Genomic DNA, 12,094 nt, shown 5'->3' with positions numbered 1-12,094 from the left:
AATCCATGCAGAACTCCGATGCGGTCTGGGAAATCGTCGAGAGAAAGCGCGCGGCGTTCTTCGAGTTGAGTGACCGCATCTGGGATATTCCCGAGACCAATTACCTCGAACATCAATCTGCCGAAGAGCACGCCCGCATGCTGGAAAGAGAGGGCTTTCGTGTCGAGCGCGGCATTGCCGGGTTGCCGACGGCGGTCATGGGAGAGGCGGGCGAGGGTGGCCCGGTCATCGCAATCCTTGGCGAGTTCGATGCGCTGCCGGGATTGAGCCAGGAGGCCGGTATTGCCGAGCAGCGGCCCTTGGTCGACGGCGGCAATGGTCACGGCTGCGGCCATAATATGCTGGGCGCCGGATCCATGCTCGCTGCCGCTGCGGTCAAGGATTTCCTTGCCGAAAGCGGCTTGAAGGGAAGGGTGCGCTATTATGGCTGCCCCGCGGAGGAAGGCGGCTCTTCGAAGGGTTTCATGGTGCGCGCCGGCGTTTTCGACGACGTGGATATCGCGATCTCCTGGCATCCGGCAGCCTTTGCCGGCGTCAACAACCCCATCTCGCTCGCCTGCAATGAGATCAACTTCCATTTTTCGGGGCGGGCGTCGCATGCCTCCGCGACGCCGCATCTCGGCCGCAGCGCTCTCGACGCAGTGGAACTGATGAATGTAGGCGTCAATTATATGCGCGAGCACATGCCTTCCACCGCGCGCATCCACTATGCCATCACTGACGCGGGTGGTGGGGCGCCTAACGTCGTGCAGGCACGCGCGACGGTACGCTATCTCGTCCGTGCTCGGACCTTGCCGGAACTCCTGTCTCTGGTTGCCCGGGTCAAGAAAGTTGCCGAAGGTGCTGCCCTGATGACCGAGACGACGGTCCGGAGTGAAATTGTCAGCGGGGATGCCAATCTCGTTGGCAATACCCCACTCGAAGAGTGCATGTTCGCCCATCTGCAGCGGCTTGGCCCACCCGTGTTTGATGATGCCGACCGAGAAACGGCCCGCAAGTTCCAGCAGACCTTCAACGCAGAGGATATCGCCGCGTCCTATGGTCGTTTCGGGCTGAAACCGAACGACGACCAGCCGCTCTGTGAGGAGATTTTTCCGTTGAATGCCGGTGACGGCACTCTGGTCGGCTCCACTGATGTCGGGACGGTCAGCTGGGTGGTGCCGACCGTGCAGATGCGAGGGGCTACCTACGCTGTCGGTACGCCCGGACACTCCTGGCAGCTGGTTGCGCAAGGGAAACTGCCGGCTGCCCACAAGGGAACCGAACACGCCGCCAAGGTGATGGCGAGCACGGCCGCCGATCTCATCGGTAACCCCGCATTGATCGAAGCTGCCAAGGCCGATCACAGGGCGCGTCTGGAGCGTACGCCTTTCGTCAATCCGATACCGGATGACGTTAAGCCGCCATTGCCGGAGAAGGCTGATGCCTAACCCCGACCTGCTGCCCGACCGTGACCGCCTGATGGCGCATATCCGCGAGTTTGCCCGTCGGGTGAAATTGTCCGGAACGCCGGAGGAGCTCGAGAGCTTTCATTATCTTCAGGCGCAGATGGAGAGCTACGGATACGGAACGCAGCTGCTGTCGCATGATGCATTCATCAGCCTGCCCGGCCCGGCGAAGGTCGGGGTCGAAGGCGAAGACCTCCGTTGCATTACCCATTCGATGTCGGTTTCCACGGCTGCAGCGGGCATCAGCGGAGACCTTGAATATGTCGGCGACGGCAAGGAAGCCGATTTCGTCGGCAAGGACTTGTCCGGCAAGATCGTCCTGGTCGACGGGATTGCGACGGAGGAAGTCGCCGCGTTGGCGAGCGCGGCCGGCGCCCTCGGCGAAATCCATGTCAGCCCGAATGAGCATCTCTACGAAATGTGCGTGTCGCCGGTCTGGGGCAGCCCGTCGCAACACACGTGCGCCTATCTGCCGAAAACAGTGATCTGCACCATCGCGCGGGAAGATGGAGTGCGCCTGAGCGACAGGCTCGCGCGCGGCCAGAAGGTCCGTGCGACGCTCACGGCAGAGGTCGACACCGGCTGGCGCAGGACGCCGCTGCTTGTTGCAGAGCTTCAGCCGGCAGGCGAGGACAAACCGTTCGTACTGTTTTCGGGCCATCATGACACCTGGCACTTCGGCGTCATGGACAATGGCGGCGCGAACGCGTCCATGCTTGAGGCGGCACGCTTGCTTGCCCTTCATGCGGGTGATTGGCGACGCGGCCTGCGTATCTGCTTCTGGTCAGGCCATTCGCACGGTCGCTATTCCGGCTCGGCCTGGTATGCGGATGAATTTTTCGACGAGCTCGATCGCCGGTGCGCAGTGCATGTCAACGTCGATTCCACGGGCGGAGAGGGCGCAACCGTCCTCACCAATTCCGGTGTCATCGATGAGTTGAAGCCGCTGGCGCTTGAGGTGATCGAGAATGTCACCGGACAAAGACATGCCGGCAGGCGGCATGGCAGAGCCGCGGATCATTCATTCTGGGGTGTCGGCATCCCCTCAATGTTCGGCAGCGTCAGCCATCAGCCGCCCGGGCCCGTCAAGACGCTGACGGCGCTCGGTTGGTGGTGGCACACGCCGCATGACACGGCAGAGCACATCGATGCCGGCAATCTGAGCCGGGATACGCGAATCGTGCTGGAAACACTTTGGCGGCTGCTGACCTCGCCGGTCCTGCCACTTGACTATTCCGTCTACGCACAGGCTCTCAGCCAACAGCTTGCGCGACTGCAGGCTGAGCTTTCCGGTCGCATCGACATTTCGGCTCTCGCAAATGCAATTGACGAGTTGGGCAGCAGCGCGAAGGCGGTATTGGAAATGAAGGGCCTGTCTTCCGCTAAGACTGCGCGCGTCAACGCATCGCTGATGCGCGCCGGCCGCCATCTCGTGCCGCTGAATTATACGAGCGGCGAGCGCTTTCACCATGATTCCGCCCTCCCGCACCCCGCCTGGCCGTCACTTGAGGGGCTGCGGGCGCTGGCCGCGCAGCCCGTCGGATCGCCAGACATACCTTTCTACGCTGTTCATGCGCGCCAGACGAGAAATCGCCTGATCCATGGACTGAGGGAAGCCAATGCGGCTTTGCGTGCGGCCCTGGAGGACTGACGCAGCCATAGCAGAACTGACAGGTGGCCATTTGGCCGCCGAAAGGGGAACAGAAAATGAAAAATAGAAAATTGCCTGCCGTTTTCTTCGGCGCCATTGCCTTCCTGACTTCATTCGCTGCCGGCGCCAAGGACTGGACGCATGTCAAGGTCGGCATCGAAGGGGCTTTCCCGCCCTGGAACCTCATGGATTCCAGCGGCAAGCTGGCCGGCTTCGACGTCGACCTCATCAATGACCTGTGCAAACGCGCCAAAGCCGACTGCGAACTCATCGCAGGCGATTGGAATGCGATGATCCCGAGCCTCAATGCTGGAAAATTCGATCTAGTGATGACCCTCGGCATCAACGAGAAGCGGAAGCAGGTGGTCGATTTCACCGTGCCCTACGCGAGCGGGGTCGCGAGCTTCCTGCTTCTGAAGGACGGGCCGGTGTCCCCTCTGCCGATGGCCGGCGAGCGGCTGAATTTGAACGATAAGTCCAAGGCAGATCCGGTGATGGCCGCAATCGGCGAAGCCCTCAAAGGCAAGACCGTCGGCGTCGTCCAGTCGACCAGCCAGGAGCAGTTGATCAACGCCTATTTCGGCTCCGACGTAACAGTGCGCGCCTACAAGAATTCCGGCGAGCGCGACCTCGATCTGAAGGCCGGGCGCATCGATGCAGGCTTCGATAGCGGCGTTTATGAAACCTCCGTGCTCGGCAAGCCCGGCAATGACGATCTGATGATGTCCGGCCCGCTGGTGAAAGGCGCGATGTTGGCTACCGAAGTCGCACTCGGCATGCGCAAGGGCGAGACCGATCTGAAGGCCAAATTTGATGACGCAATCAGGCAAGCCGCCAAGGATGGCACGATCAGGCAGCTCTCGGAAAAATGGAGCAAGATCGACCTGACACCGACCTTTGACGCTCCCTAAGCGCCTTTTCGGCGCATCATGCTCAGCAGAGGCTATGATAATGTCAGTTGCTGCAAAAACATGCTCTTCCGGAGCAGCATCATGAGCCAGCCTGGTTTTTTTGAGCTTGCCGGCTTCGGTGCGGATGGCTGGGGCCATGCTCTTCTGGCCGGAGCCTGGATGACCATCCTTGTTGCAATCGCCGGCTATGCCGTCGGCGCCTGTATCGGGACCCTTGGGGCATGGGCCAAGATTGCCGGCAACGGTTTTGCTCGCGCGGCCGCCGATGCTTATACGACGGTGCTGCGGGGCATTCCGGATCTGCTGGTCATCTACCTCTTCTATTTCGGCGGCAGCGCCGTGGTTACGGCGGTCGGCCGGCTTCTCGGCGCCGAAGGTTTCCTCGGCTTTCCGGGCTTTCTTGCGGGCTCCCTCGCCGTGGGCGTCACCTCCGGCGCTCAGTTCACGGAAGTGCTGCGAGGTGGATTCAGGGCGGTCCATCCGGGTGAGATCGAGGCGGCTATTGCCTGCGGCATGCCGCGCTGGCTTCGCCTGCGGCGGATCGTTGCGCCGCTGACCCTGCGTCACGCGCTTCCCGGTCTCGGTAATGTCTGGCAGGTCGTCCTAAAGGAGTCGGCACTGGTATCGATCACCGGTGTTGCCGAACTCCTGCGCCAGGCGCAGGTCGGCGCTGGATCGACCGGGCTGCCATTCGATTTTTACCTGATGGCCGGCGCGATCTATCTGATGATCTCGACAGTTTCGAGCATCCTTCTCCAGCAGGCGGAGCGGCATCTGTCGCGCGGCGTGGGGAGGAGCGGATGATGGATTGGCAGTTTCTCAACGAAACATTTGTGAGCCTGGTCGCCGCAATTCCGCTGACGATCGAGCTTGCCGTGACATCGATCTGCCTTGGTGCCATTCTGGCCCTGTTGCTGGCGCTTGCCCGCCTCTCCGGCGTTGCCGCGCTCGATTGGTTCGCGCGGCTCTATGTCTTCATCTTCCGCGGCACGCCCCTGTTGGTGCAGATATTTCTTATCTATTACGGTCTCGGCCAGTTTCCAGCCGTACGGCACAGCGTCTTCTGGCCGTTTCTCCGCGATCCTTATTGGTGCGCGGTGCTGGCGCTGACCTTGAATACAGCCGCCTACGCCAGCGAGATCATTCGCGGCGGCCTGCTCTCGGTACCGCACGGGCAAGTTGAGGCTGCCCGCGCTTGCGGCATGCATCGCTTCCTGTTGTTTCGCCGGATCGTCCTGCCGCTGGCAATCCGGCAGGCATTGCCCGGATACGGCAACGAGATGATATCAATGGTCAAGGCGACGTCACTTGCCTCGATCATTACGCTGATGGAGGTAACCGGAGTCGCCGCCAAGATCATCTCCGAGACCTACCGGGCAATCGAGGTCTTCGTCGTCTCCGGTGCCATCTACCTCGCCCTCAATTTCTTGCTGACGCGTCTCATTCAATTCGCCGAGTACAGACTTAGCCCGCATTTGCGCGCTCCCGTTCCTGTCAGCCGAGAGAGCAGCACCATAGCCACCCCTGCAGGAGAGCATCGATGACGGCCACAACAATCGCACTCAGCGTGCGCGACATGCACAAGAGCTTCGGACCTCTCCAGGTCATCAGGGGCATCTCGCTTGATGCTCTGGAAGGCGATGTCGTTTCCATTGTCGGCTCGTCGGGTTCCGGGAAATCGACGTTCCTGCGTTGCATTAATCTGCTGGAAACGCCGGATTCGGGTGAAGTGACTGTCGACGGCGAAACGATCTCGATGCAGCGCAACGCCGACGGTGTGCACCGCCCGGCGGATCGAAAGCAGGTCGATCGTATCCGCTCTCGGCTCGGAATGGTGTTCCAGAGTTTCAATCTCTGGTCTCACAAGACGGTCCTCGAAAACCTTATCGAGGCACCGATCCATGTTCAGCGCCGTTCACGCGCCGAATGCATAGATGAAGCTGAAGCGTTGCTGGCCAAAGTCGGCATCGCCGATAAGCGCAATTTCTATCCCGCTCATCTTTCCGGCGGTCAGCAGCAGCGCGCGGCCATTGCCCGCGCCCTCGCCATGCATCCAAAGGTGATGCTCTTCGATGAACCGACATCGGCGCTCGATCCGGAGCTTGTAGGAGAGGTCCTACGCGTCATGCGCGCCTTGGCGGAAGAAGGACGCACCATGCTGGTCGTCACACATGAGATGGGATTTGCGCGCGACGTCTCCAGCCGCGTCGTCTTTTTACACAAGGGCGTGGTCGAGGAAGAGGGCAAACCTCAGGATGTCTTTTCGAATTCGAAGTCGGAGCGCTTCCGCCAGTTCATCAATCAATAGTTCATCAAGCTCAATCAAGAAGGGGAACTCAGTATGAAATACCTGACCGCAATCATAGCCGCGATCACTATGGTCGCCAGCTTAGCCGTTTCGACGGCGGCACGCGCCGAGGAGAAGAACTGGACGCATGTGACGATTGCGACCGAGGGAGCGTTTCGGCCGTGGAACTTCACCAAGGCAGACGGTAGCCTTGACGGGTACGAAATCGAGCTGATCAAGTATTTTTGCGCTCATATGAAGGTCGAATGCACGACCGTGATCCAGCCTTTTGACGGCATGATCCCGGCTCTTAACGCTGGAAAGTTCGACGCAATCGTTTCGGGGATGTCTGCAACCGCCAAGCGCGAGGAGGTCATTGCCTTCAGCGATTCCTACGGCACGACGGGTCAGACCTTTGCGACATTGAAAGACTCCCCGCTCGCAAATCTGCCTTTGAAGGGCGAGGTATTTTCGCTCGCCACCGATGAGGCTGGCGCTGTGGCCGCGCTGAAGCAGATCGAGCCGTTGCTCAAGGGTAAGACAGTCGGCGTGCAGACTGCATCGATCGCCGCGAGCTTCCTCGACAAATATTTGAAGGGCGTCGTTGATCTCCGTGAGTACAAGACGACGGAACAGCACGATCTCGATCTTAAGGCCGGTCGCGTCGACCTCGTCATGGCGTCCATGGCATATCTTTCGACAGCGGCGGCGAAGCCGGGCAACGAGGACTTCATCGTCACTGGCCCTCGTTTCCAGGGCGGCATGCTTGGGCGTGGAAGCTCAGTTGGTCTGCGTAAGGAGGATACGAAACTCAAAGCTATGTTCAACGAGGCGATCGCAGCAGCCAAAGCAGACGGCACGATCGTCAAGCTATCGCAGAAGTGGTTCGGCTTTGACGTAACGCCGAGGTAAAACGCGGCTGGATGCCAGCACTTGCGAAATCTCGGCGAGTGCTGGTTATCCGTGAATCTTCTGGTCGCAATGCCGGCTTATGCCGGCTGCGATGCCTCGACGACGGCGAGCGCTGCCATGTTGACGACGCCGCGCGAGGTAACCGACGGCGCGAGGATGTGCGCGGGCATGGCGGCGCCGAGCAGAATCGGGCCAACATGCAGGCCGTCGGTCATCGACTTGACCACACCGAGCGTGATGTTGGCGGCGTCGAGGTTGGGGAAGACGAGCAGGTTTGCCTCGTCGTGCAGCGTGGTGTGCGGCATGACGCGCTTGCGCAGCGCTTCGGTGATCGCGCTCTCGCCGTGCATTTCGCCGTCGACTTCGAGATCCGGGGCAGCATCGCGCACGAGCTGCAGGGCATTGCGCATTTTCGTGGCGCTTTCGGATTCGCGTGAGCCGAAGTTGGAATGCGAGACGAGGGCGGCGCGCGGGGTGATGCCGAAGCGGCGGATTTCCTCGGCAGCCATGACAGTCGCCTCTGCGATCTCTTCGGCGCTCGGATTGAAGGTGACGTAGGTGTCCGTGAAGAAGGTGGCGCCGCGCTGTGAGATCATCAGGCTGAGGGCTGAGAAATCGCGGACATTCTTGCGCTTCCCGATGATCTGGCGCACGTCGCGCAGGTGTTTCTCGTAACGGCCTTCGAGGCCGCAGATCAGCGCATCGGCCTCGCCGCGCCTCAGCGCCAGCGCGCCGATGACGGTCGTGTTGGTGCGCACGATGGTGCGGGCGGCCTCGGGGATGACACCACGCCGGCCGACGAGCGAGAAATAGAGATCGACATATTCGCGGAAGCGCGGATCGTCTTCCGGATTGATGACTTCGAAATCCTGCAACGGCCGGATGCGCAGGCCGTAGCGCTTGAGACGCGTCTCGATGACCTGCGGGCGGCCGATCAGGATCGGTTTTGCCAAGCCTTCCTCAAGCAGCACCTGGGCGGCGCGCAGCACGCGCTCGTCCTCGCCTTCTGAGAAGATGACGCGCTTGCGCTCGGCGGCCTTTGCCGCGGTGAAGATCGGCTTCATGACGAAGCCGGAACGGAAGACAAAACGGTTCAGCTGATCGAGATAGGCGTCGAAATCCTGGATCGGGCGGCGTGCGACGCCGCTCTGTTCGGCGGCCTTGGCGACGGCAGGGGCGATGCGCAGGATGAGGCGCGGATCGAAAGGGGAAGGGATCAGATAGTCGGGCCCGAAGACCGGGGTCTCGCCGGAATAGGCGCGGGCAGCGACGTCGGAGGGTTCTTCGCGGGCAAGCGCTGCGATGGCGCGCACGGCCGCCATCTTCATTTCCTCGTTGATCGTCTCGGCGCCGCAATCGAGCGCGCCGCGGAAGATATAGGGGAAGCAGAGGACGTTGTTGACCTGGTTGGCGAAATCCGAGCGGCCGGTGCAAATCATCGCGTCGGGGCGGGCGGCGCGGGCGAGATCCGGCATGATTTCCGGCGTCGGATTGGCGAGCGCCATGATCAGCGGCTTGTCGGCCATCTGCGCCAGCAGCTCCGGCTTCAGCACGCCGGCGGCCGAGAGACCGAGGAAGACGTCGGCTCCGCCGATATTTTCGGCGAGCGTGCGTGTCTCGCTCTTCTGGGCATAGACGGACTTCCATTCGTCCATCAGTTCGGTGCGGCCCTCATAGACGAGGCCTTCGAGATCGTGGACCCAGATGTTTTCGCGCTTGGCGCCGAGGGTCACCAGCAGATTGAGGCAGGCAAGGGCGGCAGCACCCGCGCCCGAGGCAACGATCTTGACGTTCTCGATCGCTTTGCCGGCGAGTTCCAGCCCGTTCAGGATAGCGGCGGCGACAATGATCGCCGTGCCGTGCTGGTCGTCGTGGAAGACCGGGATCTTCATCTTCTGGCGCAGGCGCCGCTCGACGTCGAAACATTCCGGCGCCTTGATGTCTTCAAGGTTGATGCCGCCGAAGGTCGGCTCCAGCGAGGAAACGGTCGAGACCATCTGTTCGACGCTCGCGGCGTCGATCTCGATGTCGAAGACGTCGATGCCGGCGAATTTCTTGAAGAGCACGGCCTTGCCCTCCATGACCGGCTTCGAAGCCAGAGGCCCGATATTGCCGAGACCGAGCACGGCGGTGCCATTGGAAATGACGGCGACAAGATTGGCGCGCGAGGTATATTCGGCCGCCATTTCCGGATTGTCACGGATGGCAAGGCAGGGCGCGGCAACACCGGGCGAATAGGCGAGCGCGAGGTCGCGCTGGTTGCCGAGCGGCTTGGTTGCCTGGATCTCCAGCTTGCCGGGGCGGGGATAGCGATGAAAGAAGAGCGCCTGCTCGTCGAGATCGCCGCCCGGCAGGTTCTTGTCCGTCTTGGATTTATCCTGGTGATCCATTGCCGCCTCCGTGCACGTCTTTTTCTGGAGTTTCTCCATACATCAATCGGATACGGGCGACAGTATGGAAATGAGGGATGGGAGAAGTTTTCGCGCGGGGCATGTCCCACGGAACCACGGGCCGGCCGAGTATCGGCATCGCCGGTACTAATCCTTTTGGAAACTTGTTTGATGCCGCCTGCAAGCGCAAAATGCCGCCGCGACGGTGCGGGGCGCCGGTCGCATGGAGGAAATCATGGACAATTTGAACCTCACGACCCTGCAACGGGGTCAGACGATGGTCAATGACGTGGCCATGGATGCGTTTGCCGCCGGTTTTCGCGGCAGTCTCCTGACCAGCAAAGACATGAATTACGGTGAGGCGCGGGCGATCTGGAATGCGATGATCGATCGCCGGCCGGGTCTGATTGCGCGCTGCGCAGGGGCGGCTGATGTCGTGCGCGCGGTGCGCCTTGCACGCGACAACAATCTACTGGTTTCGGTGCGCGGCGGCGGGCACGGCATTGCCGGCAACGCGGTCTGCGAGGGCGGCGTGGTCATTGATCTGTCGCCGATGAAATCGGTGCGGGTCGATCCCGAGACGCGCCGCGCCAGGATCGAGCCGGGCGCAACGCTAGGTGACGTCGACAAGGAAACGCTGGCCTTCGGGCTGGTGCTGCCAACCGGCATTAATTCCACGACCGGCATAGCCGGCCTGACGCTCGGCGGTGGTTTCGGCTGGCTCACACGGAAATTCGGGCTGACCCTCGACAATCTGATTTCGGTCGATGTGGTGACGGCCAACGGCGAACTGGTGAAGGCGAGCGAGACGGAGCGGCCGGACCTGTTCTGGGCGCTGCGCGGCGGCGGCGGCAATTTCGGCGTCGTGACGTCCTTCGAATTCCAGCTCAACCCGCTCCAGCCCGAAGTTTTCGCCGGACTGGTCGTGCATCCCTTCGCCGATGCGGAAAACGTTCTCAGGGAATATCGCGAGGCGCTGGAAACAGCACCCGACGAGCTGACTTGCTGGGTGGTGATGCGCCAGGCGCCGCCGCTGCCGTTCCTGCCGGCCGAATGGCACGGAAAGGAGATATTGGTGCTCGCCATGTGCTATTGCGGGGACATGGCGGCGGGCGAAAAGGCGGCAGCGAGATTGCGCGGAATCGGAAAGCCGATCGCCGACATCGTCAGCCCGATGCCGTTCATCGGCTGGCAGCAGGCATTCGACCCGCTTCTAACGCCCGGCGCCCGTAACTATTGGAAGAGCCAGGATTTCGCCTCCCTTTCCGATGCGGCGATCGAGGTTCTCATCAATGCCGTGCGGAAGCTGCCAGGGCCGGAATGCGAAATATTCGTCGGCCATGTCGGCGGCGCCGCCGGCCGCGTGCCGACCGAAGCCACGGCATTTCCACAGCGCAGTTCGCATTTCGTCATGAATGTCCATGCACGCTGGCGGGAAACCGAGATGGACGGAAACTGCATCGGCTGGGCGCGCGAACTTTTCGAGGCAACCAAGCCGCATGCTGTGGGCACTGCCTACATCAACTTCATGCCTGAGGACGAGACCGACCGGGTCGAAATGGCCTACGGGGCTAATTATGCGCGCCTTTCGGAAATCAAGCTGCGCTACGATCCGAACAATTTGTTCCGGATGAATCAGAATGTGAAGCCGATGGCGGCGGTGCGAGCTGCTTGAATAGATGCAGCGTAGAAGACCCCGCCCCAAACCGCTCCCCACAAGGGTCCCTTGTGGGGAGCGGTTTACCCACCACGCTTCGGCGTCATCGTCACGTCAGCGCCATAGGCATCGCGCAGCTTGTTCTCCTGTCCCGGCTGCCGGTCGGCGGCCTGGTGCAGCGGTATCGTGTCGTAGCCCTGCAAACGCGTTCCCTCGATCAGCGTAACGTCGGAATTCCCAGGATTGTCGGAGCGCTCGAACCAGTCAACGGAGTGGTGCAGGAAATTCATTTCGACCGCCCGGTTGGTGACCCCGTGGCCGACGATCGCGACGTTGTGGTCGCCGTTTTCGGCCTCGCGCATGACGGTCTGAAGGAAGAGACGCACCCGCTGCGCCACGTCCGCCCGGCTTTCGCCGTCCGGCGGCCGCGCATAGAACTTGCCGCTATTGTTGCGCAGCCTCGCCCATTTTTCGAACTCCTCGGGGAATTTCTGCTTCTGCTCGGCACGGTCGTAGATTTCGGTGAAGAGGCCGAAATCCTGCTCGCGCAGAAGATAATCTTCCCTGACATCGCCGACGAAGTTTTCCGGCAGCGCTTCGAGCAGCGCATCCTTGCTCTGGCGCGTGCGCAGAAACGGCGAATACCAGATATGCAGCTTCTGGAATCCCTGGCTCGGCAGCCCTTTGAGGTACGAAGCGATGACAGCGCCTGCCTCAGCCGCCTGGCGATAGCCCCATTCAGTCAGCGGCACATTATGATCGCCGAATTGGCGGTAGGCCTGTTCGTTGATGTTGCCGAGGGATTCGCCGTGGCGAACGAGAAAGAGACGCATCGGCC

10 protein-coding genes are annotated in these 12,094 nt (G+C 61.4%); 8 read left to right on the top strand and 2 right to left on the bottom strand.

From position 1 onward, the window contains the following. Window positions 1-5: 5 nt before the first annotated feature. The 7 genes from NMA58_RS10810 to NMA58_RS10780 all read left to right on the top strand — a co-directional run bounded on the left by NMA58_RS10810 (window position 6) and on the right by NMA58_RS10780 (window position 7,209). Window positions 6-1,430, top strand: coding sequence for a M20 family metallopeptidase (locus tag NMA58_RS10810; RefSeq protein ID WP_434713297.1), 1,425 nt, complete (start codon window positions 6-8; stop codon window positions 1,428-1,430). Then, window positions 1,423-3,099 carry a M28 family peptidase gene (locus NMA58_RS10805; protein ID WP_434713296.1) on the top strand — a complete coding sequence of 559 codons (1,677 nt, stop codon included), beginning with the start codon at window positions 1,423-1,425 and terminating at the stop codon, window positions 3,097-3,099. Before NMA58_RS10810 ends, NMA58_RS10805 begins: the two co-directional genes overlap by 8 nt. Before the next feature lie 56 nt (window positions 3,100-3,155). Beyond that, window positions 3,156-4,010 (top strand): transporter substrate-binding domain-containing protein, encoded by an 855-nt coding sequence (locus tag NMA58_RS10800; RefSeq protein ID WP_430959011.1) that lies wholly within the window; start codon window positions 3,156-3,158, stop codon window positions 4,008-4,010. A gap of 81 nt (window positions 4,011-4,091) precedes the next feature. After that, window positions 4,092-4,814 (top strand): ABC transporter permease, encoded by a 723-nt coding sequence (locus NMA58_RS10795; RefSeq protein ID WP_430959010.1) that lies wholly within the window; start codon window positions 4,092-4,094, stop codon window positions 4,812-4,814. Further along, complete coding sequence (locus NMA58_RS10790; RefSeq protein WP_430959159.1) at window positions 4,814-5,554, top strand: ABC transporter permease; 741 nt, start codon at window positions 4,814-4,816, stop codon at window positions 5,552-5,554. Before NMA58_RS10795 ends, NMA58_RS10790 begins: the two co-directional genes overlap by 1 nt. Next, entirely contained in the window at window positions 5,551-6,318 is a 768-nt protein-coding gene (locus NMA58_RS10785) for an ABC transporter ATP-binding protein (RefSeq protein WP_430959009.1), read from the top strand. Before NMA58_RS10790 ends, NMA58_RS10785 begins: the two co-directional genes overlap by 4 nt. Before the next feature lie 69 nt (window positions 6,319-6,387). Further along, window positions 6,388-7,209, top strand: coding sequence for a transporter substrate-binding domain-containing protein (locus NMA58_RS10780; protein ID WP_434713410.1), 822 nt, complete (start codon window positions 6,388-6,390; stop codon window positions 7,207-7,209). A gap of 77 nt (window positions 7,210-7,286) precedes the next feature. Here the strand turns inward: NMA58_RS10780 and NMA58_RS10775 are convergent, their stop codons facing one another. Beyond that, complete coding sequence (locus NMA58_RS10775) at window positions 7,287-9,599, bottom strand: NADP-dependent malic enzyme (RefSeq protein WP_434713295.1); 2,313 nt, start codon at window positions 9,597-9,599, stop codon at window positions 7,287-7,289. A gap of 235 nt (window positions 9,600-9,834) precedes the next feature. Here NMA58_RS10775 and NMA58_RS10770 point away from each other — a divergent pair, with 235 nt between their 5' ends. Further along, on the top strand, window positions 9,835-11,274 hold the full coding sequence (locus NMA58_RS10770; protein ID WP_434713293.1) for an FAD-binding oxidoreductase: 1,440 nt from the start codon (window positions 9,835-9,837) through the stop codon (window positions 11,272-11,274). A 65-nt stretch (window positions 11,275-11,339) separates the two neighbouring features. Here the strand turns inward: NMA58_RS10770 and NMA58_RS10765 are convergent, their stop codons facing one another. Next, window positions 11,340-12,089, bottom strand: coding sequence for a histidine phosphatase family protein (locus NMA58_RS10765; protein WP_285193857.1), 750 nt, complete (start codon window positions 12,087-12,089; stop codon window positions 11,340-11,342). Window positions 12,090-12,094 lie beyond the last annotated feature (5 nt).

Origin of the sequence: Rhizobium sp. YTUHZ045 (assembly GCF_051124255.1) — a bacterium.
Lineage (GTDB): Bacteria > Pseudomonadota > Alphaproteobacteria > Rhizobiales > Rhizobiaceae > Rhizobium.
This window is presented reverse-complemented; position numbering and strand designations above follow the sequence as displayed.